Below are 22310 nucleotides of genomic sequence, written 5' to 3' on the forward strand. Positions count from 1 at the left end.
CCCACAAGCGCAAGAAGCGTCTGCGCAAGAACCGTCACAAGAAGAAGTAAGCCCCGCGGGGTTAGCTGGCGGACGGTTGAGGCTTCAACCAAAGTCCGTTTATCTCTCATTTAGTATCCTTGAGAGTGGCTGGTTTGATGCTTTCCCCGTGGCTCGGAAGGGAAGTTGGTGCCTTGGTGCACTGGCTTCCCTTTGTGGGTTTCGGGGGGCAAATTCGGGCACTTTTGGGGAGATTAGTTAAGCTACCGAGACATTGAGTAACGAATTAATCATTAATTCTGCTCAGGATGGCGAACGAATTGCCCTGCTCCAGGACAAGCGGCTCATCGAATACCATTTCGACCGCAACGACACCAACTACTCCGTTGGTGACATCTTCCTGGGTACGGTCAAGAAAGTGATGCCCGGTCTGAACGCCGCGTTCATTGACATCGGGTATCAGAAAGACGCTTTTCTGCACTACGGCGATTTAGGCGAGAATTTCCTGTCGCTGAATAAGTGGGTGAAAGGCGTACAATCGCAGAAAATTACCGTCGGGCCTCTGAAAACCTTTCAGTTTGAGGAGCCGCTCGACAAAGTCGGCAAGATCGACAACGTGCTCAAAAAGGGCCAGCAGCTGCTGGTTCAGATTGTAAAAGAGCCCATATCGACCAAAGGTCCGCGCCTGTCCACCGATATTTCGATGGCGGGCCGCTACCTTGTATTGGTACCTTTTTCCAATACCATCAGCGTTTCCAAGAAGATTGTCAGCCGCACGGAGCGCGACCGCCTCAAGCGTCTCATCGCCTCCATTAAGCCCGACAATTTCGGTGTCATCATCCGCACAGTAGCCGAAGGTCGCGAGGTGGCCGAGCTGGACAAGGATATGCAGAGCATGACAGCTAATTGGGAGCAGCTCTTCCAGACCCTGCGCACCGCAAAGGAGCGCGATAAGGTTTTGGGCGAGCTGGGCCGCACTAGCTCCATGCTGCGCGACATGCTCAACGAGTCATTCGATGCCATCACCGTCGACTCAGCGCCGATGTACGAGGAGATGCGGGCTTACCTGGAGAAGATTGCTCCTGATAAGCTGGGCTTGCTGAAGCACTACACCGGTAAGGTGAAGATGTTTGAGCAGTTCAACATCGAGAAGCAGCTCAAAACCCTGTTTGGTAAAACCGTAACGGTGCCCGGCGGCGGCTACCTCGTTATTGAGCACACCGAAGCCCTGCACGTTATCGACGTAAACTCGGGCAACAAGAGCAACCAGGAAAGCGACCAGGAGGCAAATGCCCTGCACGTAAACTTGTCGGCGGCCCGCGAAGTGGCCCGCCAGCTGCGTTTGCGCGATATGGGGGGCATTATTGTCGTCGATTTCATTGATATGAAATCGGCGGAGAGCCGCAAGAAGGTGGAGGATGCGGTGAAGGACATTATGAAGCACGATAAAGCGCGCTTCACGATTTTGCCTATCACCAAGTTTGGGCTGCTGCAAATCACGCGGCAGCGCGTGCGGCCCGCTGAAAACATCATCACCGGCGAACTGTGCCCCACCTGCGGCGGCACCGGCAAGATTTCGGCTTCTATCCTCGTCACCGATGAGATTGAAAACAGCATCGAAGACTTGCTCGTGACTCAAAACCAGTCGGGCATTACGCTGCAAGTGCACCCTTTCCTGTACGCGTACTATACTAAAGGCTTGGTTTCCAAGCAGATGAAGTGGTACTTGAAATATTATAAGTGGGTAAAAGTGACCAAGGACACCAGCCTTGGCCTCACGGATTACCGCATCGAGGACGAACGGGGCGAAGACATCGAGCTGCACTCACCAGCAGCGGCCATGGCCCGCCTCCAGGACCGCGAAATAGAGATTATCGATTAAGGACAAACGGTTTTTTCTGCGAAAAGCCCCTGACCAAGAAGAAAGCCCGCTTCGCTCTGGATGAGCAAGGCGGGCTTTTTCGTGCAAGGAATCGGCGCTTGATCGTTTTTAACAGAAAAAGCCCCCCAGCAATATCTTCATCCCAAAAGATGTTGCTGGGGGGCTTTTTTCGGCTCGATTAGAACTTGATACCTAAGTCAAGCGCTACTTCCCCGTTTTTGATAGTAACATCGTTGTCAAAATAGCGGTCTATGTTAGCAAGACCATGATGATACGAGAGGCCAGCAAATACCTTCGTGCTCTGGCCCACTTGATATTCCGCTCCGAAGCCGCCAAGTAAAGCTGCATCAGGAATAATAAAGTGCTTGCGGGACCTTTCATTCCCTTGGTAGAACTTGTCGCCGTCGATGCGAGCCGCTACTACGCCACCAATTTTGCCCCCCAGTTGAAAGTAGAGCTTTGTATCAGTGGTAATATCGTTGGTGAACAACTTTACCGTTAGCGGTATTTCCAGGTATTGCAGGCTAATCTTCTGCTCATTGTTTAAGTCGAATCCGCTGTAGGAAATGGTGCCACCCTTACTGGTAAGCTGTAAGCCCGTACCAAAGGCGTAGTTTTGGCCAAAGAAGTAATCCACTACCAAACCGCCTCCAATACCTAGCTTACTTTTCTCTGACTTAAAATTACTTACACCCGGTGAATCTGCCCGCAAATAGGCGATGGAAGGGGAAAGCTTGATACCGATTTCGACTTGGGCAGAGGCTGTGCCAGCGGTAGCACCGAGCAGGAGCAGGGCTAAAAGTATTTTTTTCATAATTAAACGGATAAAACGACACCTGAAACACGAAAGCTGACTGGCTGGCGTTTCGTTTTGGCTATTTTCGTCCCAAAGATAGAACCGTGTATCACAAATCTGCCCCTCTGCGTACCTGTTTTGCCATTTGGTTGGGTACTCTATTGCTCCTGACTGGCTGCAAAAAGGCCAATACCTGCGAAATAAATCCGGAAGTAGCCAAGATAGAGGCTCCCGTACAAGTCGAGCGGCTGGAGCAATCATTCTTCGCAATCAAAAATGAAGCAGAGGCCCGGCAGTTTCTGGCTCGCAACCCGCTGCTGGCCAACCAGTTTCTGCAGCGTCGGCAGTATCCCTCCGATGCGGCTCTGGCTGCTACACTTACGCGCTTAGCTACCAATCCGGGTTTGCAGAAGCTAGGCCGCGAAACGCAGGCTGAATTCTCTAGCACCGACACCCTACAGGCGGAGCTAAAGCAGATGATGCAGCACGTGCGCTACTATTTTCCGAATTTCCGGGTGCCGCCTGTAAAGACGTTTGTAAGCGGCCTGAGCCAGGATTTATTCGTAAATGACAGCCTGATGGTGCTCAGCCTCGACTTCTTCGTCGGGCCCAAAGCCAGCTACCGCCCCAACGTACCCGGCTACATCCTGCGGCGCTATACACCTGCTCATTTATTACCAACCGTAGCGCAGGCCATTTCCAGCAAATACAACCAGCCATTGCCTGCTAACCAGCAAACCATGCTGGGCGAGATGATACAACTGGGTAAGTCGCTGTACTTCAGCGAAAAAGTGCTGCCCTGCACTCCCGATTCGGTGCTCATTGGCTACACCGCCGATGAATTGGCTGGCTTGGAGTTCAATGAGAGTAAGGTGTGGGCTCACTTTATTGAAAAAAAACTGCTCTATAATAACAGCCCTTTTACTATTCAAAAATACGTGAGTGAGCGCCCCAACGTGCCCGAAATAGCAAAAACGGCCCCCGGTCGTATTGGCGCTTGGGTAGGCTGGCAGATTGTGCGCAAATACATGGAAACGCACCCAAACGTGACGCTAGCTCAACTCATGGCCAAGAAAGATCCGCAGGCTATACTCAATGAGTCGCGTTATCGGCCAAAGCGGAAGTAGATTAAAACAGAAGCTATTTTATTTCATACGAAGAGAGTAAGAAGCTAGAATTTAGTTGCCGAAGTGCATATCGCGGTTTTCAGCCAGTATCACACCAACCCCGATTGTCCGGCTACCAGCCGGCACTACACGCTGCTGGCGCATTTAGCCCGCACGCACCGCGTATCACTAATAACGACGCGCACGTGGGAGCCACAGCGCCTTACCCAACAGTTTCCGTGGGTGCCGGATGGGGTAGAAATGCGAGCCGCAGACGTTCCCTATCATAATAAGATGGGTGTCGGGCGGCGGGCATTAGCTTTTGGGCAATATGCCGCCTACGCCCTGCGCGAAGGCCTGCGCTTGGACAAGCCCGATGTTATCTGGGGAATATCAACGCCGCTGACGGCTGCCTGGGCCGCCGCGCGAGTAGCGCGACTACGTCGGGTGCCGTGGGTATTTGAAGTGCAGGACTTGTGGCCTTCTTTCCCGATTGCCATGGGCGCCGTGCCGAATAAGATAGCGCAAAGACGGCTATTTGCTTTAGAGAAAGGGCTTTATACCAGTGCCAGCCACATTCTGCCATTATCCCCGGATATGTCAGGCTATATAGAGGCGTTGGGAATTAACACAGCTAAAATAACCACTGTCCTTAACGGTACCGACTTTCACTTAGCTGCGGCAGCCACCGACGCGGCCGTTGCTAATCTGCGGCGCGAACAAGACCTGATAGGCCGCCGGGTGGTGCTCTATGCCGGCACTTTCGGGCGGGCCAATGATATCCCGACGTTGGTTGCCGCGGCCGAAAAAATGGCCCCCAGCCACCCGGATATTACCTGGCTATTTATGGGGCACGGCTTTCACGAGCCTCTGATTCAGGCAGCGGCAGCCCGATGCCCTAGTATTCGCTTAATTGCCCCCCAACCCCGCCATGCCGTGTTTACGTGGTTTAAGTTGGCTGAAGTGTCGATAGTTTCCTTCTTGGATTTGCCCGTATTGGATGCGAATTCGCCCGCTAAATTCTATGACAGCCTTGCCGTAGGTACCCCCGTAGTTGTCACGAACAATGGCTGGACAAGAAAGTGGGTCGAAGACTATGCGTGTGGCTGGTACACGCCCGCCGGCGACGCAACCATGCTGGCTTCATGTCTGAGTGAGCTGTTAGCTAAGCCTGCAATTCTGAGACAAGCCGGAGAAAGAGGTAGAACCGCTGCCTTACTACATTTTGATAGAAAGGTGATGGCCGCTGATGTACAGAAAGTGTTGGAAAATGCGAGATCTAATACTAACTAGGACTACTTATGTACTATGTTGTGCCCGCAGCGTCGTTATCTGTGATACTGGGGGGTAATTTTGGCTCAGTTAACGAACCGGGGCCATCAGGAGCAGACAAGCCAAAATGCTCTGCATAATACTTGCAGAAATCGGTGAGGGGACAAACAGCGCATTTGGGCTGGCGAGCTACGCAAATGTAGCGGCCATGCAGAATCAGCCAGTGGTGAGCCTTCGGAATCAGCGTTTCGGGAGTATAGCGCACCAAATCCTTCTCTACTGCCAGCGGCGTAGTAGATGAGCGATTGACCAACCCCAACCGATGCGACACCCGGAATACATGGGTATCCACTGCCATGGCCGGCTGATTATAAATGACGGAAACCACAACATTGGCCGTTTTGCGGCCAACGCCCGGCAAGCGCTGCAACTCCTCAATGGTGCTTGGTACTTCGCCGCCAAATTCATCCATCAGCATTTTTCCCAAGCCAGCTAAGTGCTTCGCCTTGTTATTCGGGTAGGAAACGCTGCGGATAAACGGGTAGACCTCCTCGGCTGTTGCCGCGCCTAAGTGGGCCGGTGTCGGGAAATGCCGCAGCAACTCGGGCATCACCAGGTTTACGCGCTTGTCGGTGCACTGGGCGCTGAGTACTACCGCCACAATCAGCTCGTACGGATTGGAATACTGTAGTTCCGTTTGCGGCTCCGGGAAGTGCGTGGTGAAATAGTCCAGAAAGCGACGAAACCGTTCAGCCTTGCGCATAAAAAAGAGGGAATGAGTAATAAAGCAGCAAAATACGCTACTCTCGTTACTCATTCCCTCCTTTTCTCTTCTACGACGGCGTCAGAAAGTTGCGCGAATATTGTAGAATGGCTTGGGTCGTTGCGGGCTGGGGACCGCGTTGCAAGCTGGTGAGGCAGCGCTGAGCCAGCAGCAAATCGGCACAGCGGGCGGCCAGCTCAGCATCGTGCGCCAAGGCTTGCTCTACTTCCTGGCGTTCCTTATCCGGCAACTCGTTGTACACGTACCGGATCAGCTTCTCGTGGGTAAATGTTTTGATCATAGAAAACGGGTTGTGCGGCCATTTTTTTCCGCAGGTTGATAAGCGCGTAGCGCATCCTCCCCAGAGCGGTATTAATGCTGACCCCCGTTGCATCGGCGATTTCCTGAAAGCTCATATCGCCATAATGACGCATCACAAGCACTTCCTTCTGCGCCGCGGGCAGGTCCTGAATTAATTCGCGCAACCGGGCATGGGTCTCTTCGCGGGTGATGGTCGCTTCCGCGCCCTCTTCCGCTAAAGCCAACGAATTAAAGGCGTGGCTTGTTGTATCAAGACTCAATAAAGGCTTACGTTTTTCGCGGCGGAAGCAGTCAATGGCCAAATTATGGGCAATGCGGCAAATCCAGGAAGAAAATTTTCCTTCCTCGTTATAGCGTCCACCCTTCATGGTGTGGATGGCTTTTATAAAGGTGTCTTGGAGTAAGTCTTCAGCAACGGCTTCATCGCGCACGATGAGCATGATAGTAGTGAAGACGCGGGCTTTGTGCCGCTCCAGCAAGAGAGCGAATGCATCTTCTTTGCCGGCAATGTAGAGCGAAATCAACGCGGAATCACTCGGCTGCATGGTTTCCATAAAGGCTACGGGTTAAGAGAACGTAGAGCTTTAAGTCAAATAGTGCAGGTTGCCGGTGAAAGAGAAAATTCTTATAAAAAGATAACTGGGTGAGTCAAATGTATAAAACTAGTTGACCAAATACAACGTGATAAACAATCTGTTAAAATATTTTTTCTGAGCGCCTCGAAACAAATTATTAAATATTGTAAATCAAGTATTTATTATTTCTAACTCTTCAAAACAAATGAAAGTAACTACTACAAACGCCCTAAATACAGGCTGTAAGTAGGTTTACTGATGAGCAATAATAACACCGTAATGCTGCCGCCAACCAGATTGAGCAAACAAAACCCGATTATTCTGCCGTTAAAATATGCGCTTGGCCAACTGAATTATGGTAGCCGGATTCCTCTAAAATACTAATACGAGTTTGTTTCACCACCCGGATTAAGTACAATAGCGCGCAGCCAGACGAAAAAAGCCCCCCAAGGTTTGAATACCAGCAGTTCTGTTGCTCACCATGCACCCACTGTGTGAAAACCAATTCTGAACGCCCTTTGTACTTAGGGCCAACTCACTAATAAAGCCGAGGTCGGTGCGTGGTAACCCTGCTTTCCAGCGGGGTTGCGCTACCTTTAAGTCCGATTTCGACCTGCGTTTCTCTTATGTCCGTTCTTTCCTCTGCCGGGCCCCACGATCCATACGCCGCCCTGCGGCTGCCCGAGTTTCGGCGCCTGCTGTCAGCTCGCGTGTGCATGACCGTCGCTACCCAAATTCAGGGCGTGGTGGTGAGCTGGCAAATGTTTCAGCTCACGAATGATCCTCTGGCGTTAGGCCTGATTGGCTTGGCCGAAGCAATCCCTAGTATTGTGGTGTCGCTGTACGCCGGGCACGTGGCAGACTCGGTGCGGCGCAAGAATATTATTGTGGCTGCCGTCACGGTATTGCTTTTCTGCTCCGTGACGCTGTTTATGCTCACCCGGCCAATTGGGTCGTGGCTGCTGGCAAAGGATCAGTTTTATACGCTGCCGCTGTACGCTGTCATATTCGTGAGTGGCATTGCACGCGGCTTTCTGGGGCCAGCGCTTTTTTCCTTTATGCCCCAGCTTATCCCCGACCGCGAGCGGCTATCAAATGCCATTACCTGGAACAGCACCACGTATCAGGCGGCCGCCGTGCTGGGTCCAGCCATTGGGGGGCTTTTATTTGCCAAGGCTGGTATCAATACCGCTTACGGCGTTGATGCGGTGCTGATGGCGATGGCCCTGCTGTTGTACGGTAGCATTGCGGGCCGCGCCCTGCCCGCGATAGAAGGTGAGCGCTTGGATTTAAAGGAAAGTATTCTCTCAGGCGTGCAGTTTATTTTTAGCAACCAGCTGGTGCTGGCGGCATTATCGCTCGATCTGTTTGCGGTGCTCTTTGGCGGAGCCGTAGCTCTGTTGCCCATTTTCGCCGATACCATTCTGCGTACGGGCCCCGAAGGACTAGGCTACTTGCGCGCCGCCCCGGCTGTGGGCTCGGTGCTGATGGCCGTGCTGATGACGTATTTCCCCTTAAGGCGCCGGGCCGGGCGCAAGCTGTTGTGGGCCGTGGGGGGCTTTGGCGTCGCGACCATCTGCTTCGCGCTATCGCGCAACTTTTGGCTGTCGTTGGTATTGCTGTTTCTTACCGGGGCGTTCGACTCCGTCTCAGTTATCGTGCGCTCTACGCTGCTGCATACCTTCACACCAGAGCATATGAAAGGCCGCGTTTCGGCCGTGAACAACATTTTCATCGGTTCTTCCAACGAAATCGGTTCCTTTGAGTCGGGAGCGGCAGCCCGACTTATGGGCGTTGTCCCGTCGGTGATATTTGGTGGTGTGATGACGCTGTTGGTGGTGGGAATCACAGCTATTAAAGCGGATAAATTGCGTCGTCTTGATTTAACACCCGAGGCAGAGCCTGTTGCAGCAGCCTAATAATTCTTTTAGGGTCATTAGCGCACTCTAGAATTCGGATTCAGGTACTTATCCAGTAAAAAATAGGAACATAAGACTGGGTATCAGCAGGTAAAGCTGTATTGTTGCACCCATATTACTTACCTGAGCACGTAAATAGATTCGCCATATTCTTCGCGTTACCAAACATTAAGCGAAACAGATAATGGGCTATGGTTGAAGAGTTTACCTTGTGTTTGGGCTGTTTAGAAGAGTTAGTATATAAGGTGAATTCAGGAGTTGTGGTTGTCATTTCCACCTCGATATGTCTATCGCTACCGAACCTGCCTCTGATTTAGAGCTTCGCTTGGCAGAGCTGCAGCGCACGGATGCGGAGGCGTTTATGGAAACGTTATTCAGAGCCTTCTACCGGTCGCTGGCGAATGTCGTTTTCCGAATAGTGCAGGACCGCGCCGTCGCTGAGGATTTGGTGCAAGACGTGCTCTTGAACGTGTGGAAAAACCGCGACACTCTTCATATTACCTCCACCTACCAGGCTTACTTATATCGGGCGGCTATGAATGCCGCTCTGCGCCACGCTGCCCGTCAGAAGCGCCAAATAGCGTGGGACGAAGCCAGCCTGCCCGACCCCGGCCGCAATACCACCGATGAACAAGTGCACGGCCAGGAAGCCGAAGCTGCCGTAGCCGCCGCTCTCGATTCTCTGCCGCCCCAATGCCGCGCCGTGTTCTTACTGAGCAGGCAGGAAGGCATGAGCTACCAGCAGATTGCCGATGCCTTGGAAGTAGCCCCCAAAACGGTGGAAAACCAGATGGGTAAAGCCCTGCGGCTGCTTCGAAAAGGCCTTCAAGGTCTGTTGCACAGCTTTTTGTGTTGGTAAAAGCTACGGCAAAAAAATATTTTCACCTGACGTAGGGGTAATGGCGGGGATGTGAGTCTTACTACTGAAAGCCTTCCATCTCCCAACCTATTGTCAGCTATGAAAAAGCTACTGCTCTTATTGGCATTACCAGCCGTCCTGCTTACTACCACCGCCTGCGACCGCGAAGGCGACCTGCTAGGCCCGAGCGTGCGCGGTACCGGCCCGACCCAAACAGAAACCCGAACCATCAATAGCTTCAGCCGCCTCGAGCTTAAGATCGATGCCGACGTAATTCTGACCCAGGGCAGCCCCCAGGAAGTGCGAATAGAAGCCCAGCGCAACATTCTCGACGTACTTGAAACGGAGCTGGCCGGTGACAAGCTGGAGATAGAGTATGGACGCTACAATGTGCGCGGCCATAATCCTGTCCAAATCTATATAACGGTGCCTGCGCTGACCGAAGTGGAAGTGTCAGGGTCAGGGAAAGTGAGCAGCACAACGCCCTGGACAGCTACCAGCTTCCGCGTGGGCGTGTCAGGTTCGGGTGAGGCTAGCTTAATTTTCAATAAAGCTGATGCTTTACGGACGAGCATATCAGGCTCGGGCGCGGCAAAACTGAGCGGCTTGGCGCCCAGCCACAACGTTAACATCAGCGGATCGGGTCGGGTAGATGCCTACGGCCTGGATACGCAGGACAGTTACGTAGCCATTGCCGGATCGGGGAGAAGCTACGTGCGCGCCTCACGAACGCTTAATGCCGACATTACAGGCAGTGGCTCGGTTTACTACCGTGGCAACCCCGCCGTAAGCAGCCGAATTACGGGTTCAGGCAAGGTGCTATCCGATAATTAGGTTGCCTTGCATTGCTTCGGGGGAATTGCTAAACTGCCTTCCGCAGCCCTGAAAACACCGAATTTAGCAGGCTCAGTTGCCGCTCCTGTTCATGCCCGACTTGTATTCCGACACAGATGCCCCCTGGGATCTGCTGGCCAAACACTTGGCTGGCGAGGCCTCTGCGTCGGAACAACAGGAGCTGCATGCTTGGGTAACGGCTATGCCAGAGCGTTTGCCGCTGCTTACCGCCGCCATCCGGGCGTGGGAGCGAGGCGGAACTGCCACTGAAGAATTTGTGGAAGCTGATGTGGAACCAGCCTGGCAGCGCTTCCGGGTAGCCGCTGACCTAGCTCCAGCGGCCCCGGTTCAGGCAGCAATACCGGCGGGGAAAGTGGTGCCGATGTGGGCTGCCGCGCGGCCGTGGCTACGGGTGGCGGCAGCGGTACTGCTGCTAGTGGGCGTATGGAGTCTGTTGCGTGTTTTTTTGCCCCCCAGCCAGCAGGAAATGGTAACCGTGACGGCTGGTGCCCAGCGCCAACAAACCACATTGCCCGATGGCAGCCAGGTGTGGGTGAATCGTCATTCTACGCTAAGCTACGCTGCCAACTTCAACCAAACGGCTCGGGTAGTACAGCTACAGGGGGAGGCGTTTTTTGAAGTGAAAAAAGACCACGGCCGCCCATTCACGGTGCTTGCTAATGAAACCCGTACGCAGGTATTAGGTACGTCCTTCAACGTGCGAGCCTACGGCGCTGAAGACTCAGTAGAAGTGGCCGTAGTGACAGGACGAGTGGCTTTCAGCCCGGTGCGTCGCTTGCCAACTGGCTCTGATTCGGTGCTGCTGACGGCAGGATTGCGCGGGGTGATTCATCGGGTAGCGCCCACGGCGGCGGTGCAGAAACCCATTGTGGATCCCAACTTCCGCGCCTGGCAGCGCCAGGAATTAGTATTTGACAATCAGTCGTTGGAACAACTCGCTCAAACGCTGACCCGCTACTACGACCAACCCGTAACGCTGGCCAATCCGGCTCTTGGTCGCTGCCGTTTCACGGGGACGTTCGCCCAGGCCAGTTTACCTCAGGTGCTGCGCGTGGTGAGTTTATCGGCCAACTTAACGGTAAGCCAATCAGGCGCCGGCTATATACTCGACGGGCCGGGCTGCCGCTAGCAGCTCGGAATTTCTTTCGCCTTTTAAACCACAATAGCTATGCGAAACCGCATATGCCTAGCCCTGGCCTTGTTTTTTGCCCTAGGCGGGCTACCTACTCAGGCCCAAAATAGCTCAGCTTCAGTGCTGGAGCGCAAAGTGACAGTGACCTTCAATCAGGCGCCGCTCGAATCGGTGCTGCGTACGCTGCGGCGCCAATATGGCGTGCGTATATCCTACAGCAATACGGCGCTTGATTTAAGCCAACCCGTGACGCTCAGTGTGCAAAATCAGTCGCTACGCTTCGTGCTGAACATTGTACTAGCTGGTAAAAACATCGGCTACGAGCTGGTAGGCGACCAAGTGGTGCTGCACTCCATAACTCCGTCTAAGCCTGGAGTTGATTCAGGAGCAAATGCAGCAAGCAAGGGCACCGCCACAAAGGCAACGGCCACTACTAGCTCAACCCCAAGCAAGCCGCAGTCGAGTAAACCGCTGCCAAGTAAGAAAAAAGCCCCCCAGGCTTCGACTGCCGTAGCTGCGAATGATACCGCAAAGTCGGGGACTCAATCGGTGCAAACCGCCGCGCCAGCTACCAGCGCAAGTGTTGCCTCGGTTCCATCCGGCTCAGTGGATACACTCACCGCTACCGCCTCGACAGATTCTACAGCGCAGCTGGCTACCCCAGAGGTTGCAGCAGAAAAAACGCGGCGGCCTACGGTTACCAAGCAGGTACAGGTTTCTTTTCTGGGACCTTTGGGGTCGAATGGCTTGCGTAGCGGCCAAACGGTGAATAGAGTGTCGTTGAACGTGCTGGGGGGCTATTCGGCGGGAGTGAATGGGGTAGAAGCCGCGGGCCTGTTCAACGTGGACCGCGACTCGGTGCGAGGTGTGCAGGTTGCTGGTCTGGCCAACGTGGTGGGGCGCAACCTGACTGGCTTTCAGGGGGCAGGGTTGCTGAATGTACTGGGCGGCGCGGGTACAGGGTGGCAGGCAGCGGGCTTGTTCAACGTAGCTACTCGTCCCGTAAGCGGGGCCCAAACGGCTGGTCTGTTCAATTATGTTGGCCCTTCCAAAAAAGCCCCCCAGGTAGCTACTGATGAGAATAATGACGCGAAAATGCTCCCCGGTCGACCAACGTTTCAGGCCGCTGGCTTATTCAACGTAGCACTGGGAGAAGTGCGGGGTGCGCAGGCTGCTGGCTTGTTTAATGTCGGCGGTATGGTGCGGGGCGTGCAACTAGCGGGGCTGCTTAATGTTGCTGACTCGGTAGCGGGCGTGAGCATTGCGCCGCTCAACTTTGTGCGCCGCGGCTACCACCGTGTGGAAGTAATTAATACAGAATCGTGGCCCGTAAGCGCAAGTCTGAAGCTGGGCGGTTCCCCTAGCTTCTACACCTTTTTCACCGGCGCCTACGATGGCTTCGGCAGCCGCGACCGACGCTGGGGCCTTGGCTATGGTGTGGGCACCGAAGTATTTGCCCAGCGCCGCGTCAGCTTAAGTATTGATGCGGTAGCTATGCACGTAAACGAGGAAAGCCGCGGCTGGACCGAAGACCTGAATCTGCACAACCAGCTGCGCCTGATGGTAGGTTTCGCACCCCTGAAAGCAGGTGGCCGGCTGCGCATTGTGGCTGGGCCCACGGTGAGCGTACTCGTCACCCAGCGCTACGATACGGAGCGTGCTCAAGTGTACTCCAGCCTTCTGCAAAACCGCAGCCTCTGGCTCGACGAGGGCGACACGAATACCCGTGTTCTGGGCTGGATTGGCTACAGCGTTGGGGTGCGCTTATAAGCTTTCTATAGCGAAACCCGCTCAACCCGTTCTTCGCGCTAAGAACGAGTTGAGCGGGTTTCGCTATAGAAAGCCCAAACGGTTACCGGCTGGCCTGGCTCTTGGTTTGCTTAGAGAAGCTGGGCTTCAGGCGTTTGAAAAAAGCAGTGTGCGCCGCTAGCTTTTTAGCATCGGGCTGCCCGCTACGCTCCATTACCCACTCACGGATGGTATTCAACGCCTTAGGTGAGAAAGCTGGCTGTTGCTCACCATTGACTATGGGCCACTCTTTAGGGTCGGGCTGAAAGGAATGATTGACGCCGGCCAGCTTATGCACGGTTACATCGCGGTTGCTGTTAAGGCCTTTCGACAGGATAGTAAGATTGGTGCGGGCCGCTACCTGCAGGTCGTCTATGCCGTTGAGGGCCAGCACCGGGCACCGTACGTCAGACAATTTGTGGGTAGGGTCGAAATCCATGAAATAGCGCGACCAAGGCGTGGTGAGCTGAATGGAACGCGCTTTGGCCATTACTGGGTCGATATGGGTGTTGTTGAGCCGCAGAATACCGGCCAGTTTAGCGCGGGCCTGGGTGTCATCCGGGGTCTGACGTATGACATCAACCATGCGGTTGTGCAGATCGACGGCCGCTTGCACCTGCTGTGCATCTGACCCGATAAGTCGCATAATCTCTACCTGCTGCCGCAGAAGCACATCGCGGCCGGTTAAGCCGTAGCCCGCTAACGATACCACGAAGTCCGGGGCCTTAGTATGCAGATCGGCGGCGGCGAGCAAGGCTACGTTGGCCCCTTCGCCGTGGCCTAGCAGGCCCACGTGCTGCGGATCGATGAGGTCACGGGAGCGGAGGAAAGTCAGGGCTGCTTGCGCATCGCCTACCAAATCGACGGTGGTAGCCGTGCGGTAGTCACCGCCCGATTTGCCCACGCCCCGGTCATCAAAACGCAGCACCGCGATGCCGCGCCGGGTCAGATAGTCGGCCAGCTGCCCGAACATGCGGTATTCCTGCTGCCCGGCGTCACGATCCTGCGGGCCTGTATCGGATAGCAGAGCTACAGCCGGGAACGGTCCCGGGCCGGCCGGTACAGTCAGGGTGCCCGCCAATTTGAGCTTGGCGGCGGCATTCATAAACGTCACATCCTCTTCGCGGTAGGGCGGAGTCAGGCGCGCTTTTTTCGCTACCGGCGGGGTAGAAACTACCAGCCGCTTTAGCACAAGCGGAGCAGTAAGGCCCGGCTGCTTCCAGGTTCCGGTGAGAGTAGCGCCGCCCTGACCTACTTTACCCACAAAACTGCTGCCGGCCTGCTCCATGCGCAGCGTCAGATCGTTGCCTTTCAGCTCAACTTCCACCGGCATGCGGTTTACTCGTTGCTTCGGCACGTCAAGCGCCGCATAGTAAGAGCCGTTGGTGAGCGGCATGATGGTGATAATCAGCTCCAAACTGCCCCCCGGCACCTTCAGCAAGCCTTTCCACTGGCCTTTTAAAGGGGCAGGATCAGCAGCTACGGTAATGGTAGGCAGCCAAAGCATAAGACAGGCTAACAGAGAAATGAGTAAAGATTTCTTCATAAAGTTACAATATTTGCATCATTGAAACCTGTGAGTGAGAACATGGGCGTATCTTCTTAATCGTGGATAATTGTGATTAAGAAAGCTTGGTAAGCTATTTTGGGTTAATTTAATACAAATATTTGCACCAACACAATTCATGTGCCGTTCAGATAGAATGTGCTTTGTATTAGAAAAATATAAGAATGTGGTTAACGGACGTTTATAAGGCCTGCTGATACCTCAATAGTCAATTCACCGCTTACTTAGCTCGTTGCACAATCCAGTCGCCCATTGCTTGCAGGGCCGTGGGGGAAAAGGTCTCCGCAATGCCCTCATACTCAGTTACGGCACCAGTGGAGGCTGTCTGAAAAAGGTGATTCAGGCCGGAAAGCTCCCGCACGGTTACGTCGCGGTTGCCTCCGGTTTTCAAAGCTTTTTCGATGGATTTCAGATTGAGCTCGGCGGCTACCAGCAGGTCTTTGGAGCCATTGAGGGCCAGCACCGGGCACTTAATAGTGCGCAGGTTTTTGGGCGGATTATCCTCCAGCATAAAGCGGTAAGCGGGAGTCGTCATCATGGCGGCTTTATCCTCCGCTAGCTTTTGCATCTGGGCGGCCTGCTCAGGAGGCAGCGGAATGGGCGGAATCATGGCCGGAATGAGGCGGGCCCGCGCGTGCTTATTGTCGCTGATCTGCTGCACGATATTGAGCAGGGCCCGCTGGCGCTGCTCTACGCCAGCCAGAATCTTGGCGTCGTGCGTTTTTAGCCGAGATATATCCAGCGTCTGCCGCACAATTACTTCTGGTCCCAGCACACCGGGCGTAGCCAGCAATACCAAAAAGCTGGGGGTTTGCGCTTTATTGGCGGCGGCAATGGCAGCCGTACCGCCTTCGCTGTGGCCCACCAGACCAAGGCTTTTGCTATTTATCTCGCGACGGGTACGCAGAAAGTCCAGGGCGGCCTGAGCATCGGTAGCGTAGTCGGCGGCCGTGGCCGTGGCCGAATTGCCCCCCGACTGTCCCACACCCCGGTCGTCGAAGCGCAGTACGGCAATGCCGCGGCGGGTGAGGTAGTCGGCAATTACCCAGAAAGGGCGGTGACCAAATACGGCCTGGTCGCGGTTTTGGGCGCCGGAGCCCGAAAGCAGCACCACGGCCGGAAATGGCCCCGCGCCCTGGGGCACCGTGAGAGTACCCGCGAACTGAATACCGGCGGCCTTATTGGCAAAGCGTACTTCTTCCTCGCGGTAAGGAAACGGCGCTGTGGGCTCCTGGGGGCGCTTGGCGTTTTTGCTGCCCACAGCCGATTTGGTGGACACCGTGGTCGGGGCAGCGGCTGCCGCCGCGGCTACTACTGCGGTGCTTGTGCGCTGCAACAACAGGGGCAGTCTGGCGCCGTTCTGCCGCCACTTACCAGTTATCAGGCCGCCGTTGGGCGCTATGCGGCCCGCAAACGAAGCCCGAATGGCACTGGCCTGTAAGTGCAGGCTGTCGCCGCGCACCTCTACACGCTCCACGGCGATATCGTGAGCATTTTGGGTGGGTATGTCGAGGCTGGCGGTGCGCTTTCCGTTTATATCAGTTATATCAATCTGAAGTTGGAGCAGCTTACCGCTCGGTATTTTCAGGGTGCCGCTCCATTTGCCCCCCAGGGTTGGGAGGGGCGCGGCGCTGAGCAGGGAGGCACTACAAACAAGTGCCAGTTGGAGGAAAAGCAGAAGCGGAGTGGTAAAACGCATATATGGCGGGATAGGAATAGCTACGGTGGGTGCAAAACGCCGGCCAGGGATGAGAATAGTATAACGTTCCGCAAATTTTGCTACTTCACACACCTGTTCTTCATCGCTGCCCGAGGCGCACTTTGCGTAAGTAAAGCGCGGCCGGCTGGGGGGCATTTCTAAGGTTGAACGACAGACTTTACGATTTAGCGCCCCGCGCCAAGCCTTTTGGTTACCTGTTTCGGTAGTATCTTATCGTGCAGCAATTCTCGTTTTTGCCCTTCAGCATGCTCACATCCCACTATATGCGAATTGGTTTTACTCTTCTGCTTCTGTCGTGGCTGGCGCTAAGTGGCTACGCCCAAACAACGGCGCCACCCGCCGCCCAATGGACGACCGAGCTGCGCGCATTTGCCCGCCAGGATAGCCTCAAAAAGCCCCCCATAGCGTCCATTCTGTTTTACGGCAGCTCCTCCATCCGCATGTGGGAAACGCTGGACACCGATTTTCCCAATCAGCCAGTGCTGAATCGTGGCTTCGGCGGCTCGCGCTTCCCCGATGCCATTCAGCTGTTTGATCAGCTGGTCTTGCGCTACCGGCCTCGGCAAGTGGTGATCTACGAAGGCGACAACGACATTGCCGCCGGCGCTACGCCCCAGGAAGTGTACGCGTCGTTCCGGACGTTTGAGAAGCTGATGCGCCGGAAGCTGCCCAAGTCACAGCTGGTTTTTCTGGCCATCAAGCCCAGTCTGGCGCGCTGGGAGCTTTACCCCAAAATGCAGGAGGCAAACAACCTCATCCGTCAATACATGGAGAAGCGCCCCAAACGGCTGCGTTTCGTGGATGTAGGCACGCCCATGCTCGGCCCCGATGGCAAGCCCCGACTCGAGCTGTTCCTGGAAGATGGCCTGCACATGACCCGCGCCGGCTATGAAATCTGGACGGAGGCAGTACGGCCGGTTTTAGCTAAGTAAGGAGGCGTTCCCAAAAATATTGAACGTCATGCAGAGCAGAGCGAAGCATCTCGCGTGCTGATGTTGCCAAGCTAAACAATTAAACACGCGAGATGCTTCGCTCTGCTCTGCATGACCGCCTAGTGACTGCCTGAGCACAGCAAGGAGCAAAAACACTTTCCTCAGCCGCCGCTGGGGGGCTTTTTTACGTCGGTGGCAGGCAGCTTTTCGTGTTGGGGGGCAAATGTGCCAGCCGCGTGCAGGCGGCTTCGGCGCGAACTACCTTTTGCTCATCGGTGGAAGCGGCCGCTACCCACGCCACCCAGGCTTGCTGGTGGGCGACGGTCAGGCGCTCGTAGGCTTCCAGCGCACCGGGCACCTCCGCCAGACACTCCCGAAAGTCATCGGCGGATACAGTGAGCGGCGCCTCTTGATCGGGGCAGAAGAGCACCAGCCGCACCACGTCGCCGGCCTGCTTGCCCAACTGCTTGCGAATAGCGGCCTTCACCGGCAGAAACAGCCGACCCTGACCCATGGACATCAAGTGAGTGTCGGTTAACTCAAACGCATCGATGTGCCCGCTCACCGGCAGCGTGCTGAAGTAGCCCTTGGAACCCGCAAACGACGCTGGCGCCGGTACGGGTGCATACGTCCAGCCACCTTTGCCGGAAAATTTCTCCAGCGTCACGTCTGCATTTATGACTTCAATGGGCATGGGTTGGGTATAAAACAGATAAAATATTCTAGGATTGAGCTACCTCATATGGTATAAGTATATAGCAAAAATTATCATTCTACCTAATTCATTCTTGTTCAACTTGTCATATTTCTTATTGTAATCGGTTCTCATTTGTTCGAGATTGAAGTCTTCAAAGGCTGAGTATTCCGACTTCGATTTGCGAAAATATTTAGACTTTGATGTTTGAGATATTTCTGAATACAAGTCGATTTTCAATTGTCTGATATAGTCAACACGCTCTTGACTGTATTCTCCTGCTTTATAATATTTAAGCCGTCTTTTAATCTTAGTTTCTGCTTCCTTTTTCCCGCAGAATTCAAACTCGTATGCCAAATCTGTAAAGCAGATGAAGTCATAGGTCATTCCTGTATTATCAGTCATTTTTAATTCGATAATATTGAAAATGAGTTTGATAGGATATGTCTCCAGTGCTGGCGCGAGTTTAGCGCAGCGTAACTCGTGACCAACCATGATGTGGAGGCTGTGCCTCCACTGCCGCGTTAGCGGCAAACTCGCGCGAGATTAAGTTACCGGGACGTTCTAATGCGAGACACAGCCTCGCCCGAATAAGTGTCACGAGTTACGGTGCGCTAAACTCGCGCCAGTTGGGGTACTTTAATTATTACCTGTAATTATTTTCCATGAGTTATTCTTACTATTTTACTATTTTACTATTTCTTGCGTCCACGATGATTAAAAATGTCCCGCCGACAGAATTCTCCAAAAGCGTTCCGCTAATTACCCAGTACTTGTCAATAAAGTATATTTCGTAGGGTCTCTGCCGGGTTATGTTGTCTTTCCCGTAAATGCTGAATAAAATAGGCTCTGCTATACTTATTGCAGTTACGCTATCCTTTATAATGGCATTTTCGTTGTCAATAATGTTATGCTGTATTTTGCCTCCCAGCGCGAATTTCAATTCTTTCTCGGCGTAAGCCCTGCCTAAAACCGTCCTGTCATTTAATTGCTGACTACATGCCGGCTGTGTTAACATGAGAAGCATAAAAAAGTAAATAGCTCTTGCAGTCGTCATTTCCAGTAATTGAGTCGTCATCGCATTGGTGCTAACACCTATATCGCCGCTACTCAGCAGTAGCCTTATTAGTGGCAATATATCTTTGATACGCAAGGTAATAGGGCAGAGCATAACGCCACTAAACCGGCTGCCATCGGTTGCGCAAAACAATTAGGTAGTTACCAACCCAACCACCCCCGCCGTACCTTTGCGAATTCAAAACGCTGTGGGCGAAACCTTCCACCCGCTGCCGGCTGTTACGTTACCTATGCCCAAAACTGCTTCCCTCCAGGTGTCGGCCCCCGCGGACGACCCGATTGACGCGCTTGATCCGCGCGAGTTTATTCTGATTAAAAATGCTCGGGTTCATAATCTCAAAAACCTCAGCGTAGCCCTGCCGCGCAACAAGTTTATTGTCGTTACGGGGCTGTCGGGGTCGGGCAAGTCGAGCCTGGCGTTTGATACGTTGTACGCTGAAGGCCAGCGTATGTACGTGGAGAGCTTGAGCAGCTACGCCCGCCAGTTTCTGGGCCGCATGGACAAGCCCGACGTCGATTATATCCGGGGCATTTCGCCGGCTATTGCCATCGAGCAGAAGGTTTCTATTAAGAACAACCGCTCCACCGTCGGCACCAGCACCGAGATTTATGATTACCTCAAGCTGCTGTTTGCCCGCGTGGGTCGCACGTTTTCGCCCGTCAGCGGCGAGCAGGTGCGCAAGGACAACGTGGCCGACGTGGTCGATTTTCTGTTCACGTTGCCCGATGGCGCGCGCGTGATGCTGCTGGCTCCGCTGACTCCTTCCGAGGAAGGCCGGAAGATGAGCAAGGAGCTGGATTTGCTGCTGCAAAAAGGCTACTCGCGGGTAGTGACGGAAGACGGCGAAGTGTCATTCATCGAAGACCTGATTGGGGAAGGCAAGCCGGAAGTGAAGGGTGCGGTGCACATCATGATTGACCGCGCCGTTATCCGGCCCGGCGACGAAGATTTGCAGTTCCGCCTCTCCGATTCGGTGCAAACCGCCTTTTTCGAGGGCCACGGCACTTGCCTGGTGCGCCTCGACGACGAAACCCGCACCTTCTCCGACCGCTTCGAGCTGGACGGTATGAGCTTCGAGGAGCCGAGCGTCAACTTCTTCAGCTTCAACAATCCCTACGGCGCCTGCCAGACCTGCGAAGGCTTCGGCTCGGTGCTGGGTATTGATGAAGACCTCGTTATTCCCGACCAAAACCTAACCGTGTTTGAGGGCGCCATTGCCCCCTGGCGCACCGATAAGCAGAGTGAGTGGCTGAAGCCTTTGCTGAAAAACGGCATCCGCTTCGACTTCCCCATTCACCGTCCCTACAACGAATTGACCGAAGCCGAGCGCCGCTTGCTTTGGGACGGCAATAAGTACTTTGAGGGCCTCGACGCGTACTTCCGCTGGGTGAGCACCCAGACTCACAAAATCCAGTACCGCGTGCTGCAAAGCCGCTACCGGGGCCGCACCACCTGCCCCGATTGCCGCGGAACACGCCTGCGCAAAGACGCCCAATACGTCAAGATCGACGGCCAGAGCATTACCGACGTAGTGCTGCTGCCGGTGAGCAAGGCCCTGGAGTTTTTCAACAACCTAACCCTAACCGAGCACGACGCCAAAGTGGCCGAGCGCCTCGTAACAGAGGTAACCAACCGCCTGGGTTACCTGCACCGCGTCGGCCTGGGCTACCTCACGCTCAATCGCCTGAGCAGCACGCTCTCGGGGGGCGAATCGCAGCGGATTTCGCTGGCGACGTCGCTCGGTTCGGCGCTGGTGGGCTCCATGTATATTCTGGATGAGCCCAGCATCGGCCTGCACCCCAAGGACGCGGAGCAGCTTATTGGCGTGCTGCGCTCCTTGCAGAAACTCGGCAACACCGTGATTGTGGTGGAGCACGAGGAAATGATGATGGAGCAAGCCGACCAGATTATCGACATCGGCCCCGAAGCCGGTTCGGGCGGCGGCAACCTTATGTTCCAGGGCACTTACCCCGAGATTCTAAAAAATACCAGTACCTATACCGGCCAGTATCTGGGGGGCAAAATGGAGGTGAAAGTGCCTAGCTCGCGCCGCCCTTGGCGCAATGCCTTGGAAATAACCGGCGCCCGCGAAAACAACCTCAAAAACGTCAACGTGAAGTTTCCCCTGAACGTGATGACGGTGGTAACGGGCGTATCGGGCTCGGGCAAATCGACGCTGGTAAAGCGCATTTTGGCCCCCGCGCTCATGAAGCAGCTCGGTGGCGGAGCCGGTGAGGCTACCGGCCGGTTCGACCGCCTCATGGGCGTGAATGGCCAGGTGACACACGTAGAATTTGTCGATCAGAACCCAATCGGCAAGTCCTCGCGCTCCAACCCTGTAACGTACGTGAAGGCCTACGACGCCATCCGAACCTTGTTTTCAGAGCAGCCTTTGGCCAAAGCGCGCGGCTTGAAGCCTTCGCACTTTAGCTTCAACATCGAAGGCGGACGCTGCGAAGTGTGCCAAGGCGAAGGGCAGGTGAAAATTGAGATGCAGTTTATGGCTGACATCTACCTGACCTGCGAAAGCTGCAACGGCCACAAGTTCAAGCAGGATATTCTGGACGTGAAATTCCAGGAAAAAGGTATCGACGACGTGCTCGACATGACCGTAGCCGACGCCGTGGAGTTCTTCAAAGGCCAGCCCAAAGTAGCCGAACGCCTCAGGCCCCTCGACGACGTAGGACTAGGTTATATCCGCCTGGGCCAGTCGGCCAACACGCTTTCGGGCGGCGAAGCCCAGCGTGTGAAGCTGGCTTCCTTCCTGACCAAAGGCGCCACCTTGCAGCAGGATAAGATCCTCTTCATCTTCGACGAGCCCAGCACCGGCCTTCACTTCCACGACATCAACAAGCTGCTCAAAGCCCTGAACGCCCTGATCGAGCAAGGCAATTCAGTCCTCATCATCGAGCACAACGTCGACATCATCAAGTGCGCCGACTGGATTATCGATCTTGGCCCGGAAGGTGGCCTTAATGGGGGGCATTTATTGTTCGAAGGCACGCCCGAGGATATGGTAAAGCTCAAAGACACCAACCACACAGCCCGCTTCCTAGCCGATAAAGTTTAAAT

General features: G+C 54.5%; 19 protein-coding genes. 10 read left to right on the top strand and 9 right to left on the bottom strand.

All coding sequences use genetic code 11. The features are described 5' to 3' along the window. Positions 1-253: 253 nt before the first annotated feature. On the top strand, positions 254-1861 hold the full coding sequence (locus tag IEW06_RS07495) for an Rne/Rng family ribonuclease (RefSeq protein ID WP_188547859.1): 1608 nt from the start codon (positions 254-256) through the stop codon (positions 1859-1861). Positions 1862-2039: 178 nt separating this feature from the next. Here IEW06_RS07495 and IEW06_RS07500 read toward each other — a convergent pair whose 3' ends face one another. Further along, entirely contained in the window at positions 2040-2675 is a 636-nt protein-coding gene (locus tag IEW06_RS07500) for a porin family protein (protein ID WP_187733236.1), read from the bottom strand. 107 nt (positions 2676-2782) lie between these two features. On the opposite strand from IEW06_RS07500, the gene gldB reads away from it, so the two are divergent. Continuing rightward, a complete protein-coding gene (gldB, locus tag IEW06_RS07505; protein ID WP_444542856.1) occupies positions 2783-3784 on the top strand; it encodes a gliding motility lipoprotein GldB in 1002 nt (333 codons plus the stop codon). A 63-nt stretch (positions 3785-3847) separates the two neighbouring features. After that, a complete protein-coding gene (locus IEW06_RS07510) occupies positions 3848-5056 on the top strand; it encodes a glycosyltransferase family 4 protein (RefSeq protein WP_187733234.1) in 1209 nt (402 codons plus the stop codon). A gap of 13 nt (positions 5057-5069) precedes the next feature. On the opposite strand, the gene nth is transcribed toward IEW06_RS07510, so the two are convergent. The 3 genes from nth to IEW06_RS07525 all read right to left on the bottom strand — a co-directional run bounded on the left by nth (position 5070) and on the right by IEW06_RS07525 (position 6673). After that, the gene (nth, locus tag IEW06_RS07515) at positions 5070-5798 is read right to left on the bottom strand and encodes an endonuclease III (protein ID WP_187733233.1); all 729 of its coding nucleotides are present in this window, start codon (positions 5796-5798) and stop codon (positions 5070-5072) included. A gap of 70 nt (positions 5799-5868) precedes the next feature. Continuing rightward, entirely contained in the window at positions 5869-6099 is a 231-nt protein-coding gene (locus IEW06_RS07520; RefSeq protein ID WP_223284735.1) for an anti-sigma factor, read from the bottom strand. Beyond that, entirely contained in the window at positions 6038-6673 is a 636-nt protein-coding gene (locus IEW06_RS07525; protein ID WP_187312003.1) for an RNA polymerase sigma factor, read from the bottom strand. Before IEW06_RS07525 ends, IEW06_RS07520 begins: the two co-directional genes overlap by 62 nt. A gap of 647 nt (positions 6674-7320) precedes the next feature. Here IEW06_RS07525 and IEW06_RS07530 point away from each other — a divergent pair. The 5 genes from IEW06_RS07530 to IEW06_RS07550 all read left to right on the top strand — a co-directional run bounded on the left by IEW06_RS07530 (position 7321) and on the right by IEW06_RS07550 (position 13229). After that, positions 7321-8613, top strand: coding sequence for an MFS transporter (locus IEW06_RS07530; protein ID WP_188547861.1), 1293 nt, complete (start codon positions 7321-7323; stop codon positions 8611-8613). Positions 8614-8896: 283 nt separating this feature from the next. Next, positions 8897-9472 (top strand): RNA polymerase sigma-70 factor, encoded by a 576-nt coding sequence (locus tag IEW06_RS07535; protein WP_187733232.1) that lies wholly within the window; start codon positions 8897-8899, stop codon positions 9470-9472. A 99-nt stretch (positions 9473-9571) separates the two neighbouring features. Further along, the gene (locus IEW06_RS07540; protein WP_187733231.1) at positions 9572-10306 is read left to right on the top strand and encodes a head GIN domain-containing protein; all 735 of its coding nucleotides are present in this window, start codon (positions 9572-9574) and stop codon (positions 10304-10306) included. Positions 10307-10397: 91 nt separating this feature from the next. Further along, the gene (locus IEW06_RS07545; protein ID WP_187733230.1) at positions 10398-11456 is read left to right on the top strand and encodes a FecR family protein; all 1059 of its coding nucleotides are present in this window, start codon (positions 10398-10400) and stop codon (positions 11454-11456) included. 39 nt (positions 11457-11495) lie between these two features. Further along, positions 11496-13229, top strand: a complete 1734-nt coding sequence (locus tag IEW06_RS07550) for a DUF4974 domain-containing protein (RefSeq protein WP_187733229.1) — start codon at positions 11496-11498, stop codon at positions 13227-13229. Between the two features lie 82 nt (positions 13230-13311). Here IEW06_RS07550 and IEW06_RS07555 read toward each other — a convergent pair whose 3' ends face one another. Further along, positions 13312-14754 carry an alpha/beta hydrolase family protein gene (locus tag IEW06_RS07555; protein WP_187733228.1) on the bottom strand — a complete coding sequence of 481 codons (1443 nt, stop codon included), beginning with the start codon at positions 14752-14754 and terminating at the stop codon, positions 13312-13314. Positions 14755-15034: 280 nt separating this feature from the next. Continuing rightward, entirely contained in the window at positions 15035-16513 is a 1479-nt protein-coding gene (locus tag IEW06_RS07560) for an alpha/beta hydrolase family protein (RefSeq protein ID WP_188547863.1), read from the bottom strand. Between the two features lie 266 nt (positions 16514-16779). Here IEW06_RS07560 and IEW06_RS07565 point away from each other — a divergent pair, with 266 nt between their 5' ends. After that, on the top strand, positions 16780-17466 hold the full coding sequence (locus IEW06_RS07565; RefSeq protein ID WP_187733226.1) for an SGNH/GDSL hydrolase family protein: 687 nt from the start codon (positions 16780-16782) through the stop codon (positions 17464-17466). Between the two features lie 184 nt (positions 17467-17650). On the opposite strand, the gene IEW06_RS07570 is transcribed toward IEW06_RS07565, so the two are convergent. The 3 genes from IEW06_RS07570 to IEW06_RS07580 form a co-directional block, all read right to left on the bottom strand. After that, positions 17651-18160 carry a DUF1905 domain-containing protein gene (locus IEW06_RS07570; protein ID WP_187733225.1) on the bottom strand — a complete coding sequence of 170 codons (510 nt, stop codon included), beginning with the start codon at positions 18158-18160 and terminating at the stop codon, positions 17651-17653. A gap of 39 nt (positions 18161-18199) precedes the next feature. Then, a complete protein-coding gene (locus IEW06_RS07575) occupies positions 18200-18655 on the bottom strand; it encodes a hypothetical protein (RefSeq protein WP_187733224.1) in 456 nt (151 codons plus the stop codon). Positions 18656-18839: 184 nt separating this feature from the next. Beyond that, positions 18840-19313 carry an NTF2 fold immunity protein gene (locus IEW06_RS07580; RefSeq protein ID WP_187733223.1) on the bottom strand — a complete coding sequence of 158 codons (474 nt, stop codon included), beginning with the start codon at positions 19311-19313 and terminating at the stop codon, positions 18840-18842. Between the two features lie 154 nt (positions 19314-19467). Between IEW06_RS07580 and uvrA the strand changes: the two genes are divergently transcribed. Further along, a complete protein-coding gene (uvrA, locus tag IEW06_RS07585; RefSeq protein WP_188547865.1) occupies positions 19468-22308 on the top strand; it encodes an excinuclease ABC subunit UvrA in 2841 nt (946 codons plus the stop codon). The last annotated feature ends 2 nt before the right edge of the window (positions 22309-22310 follow it).

The sequence above is a fragment of the Hymenobacter qilianensis genome (assembly GCF_014638675.1).
In the GTDB taxonomy this organism is placed as follows: Bacteria; Bacteroidota; Bacteroidia; order Cytophagales; family Hymenobacteraceae; genus Hymenobacter; species Hymenobacter qilianensis.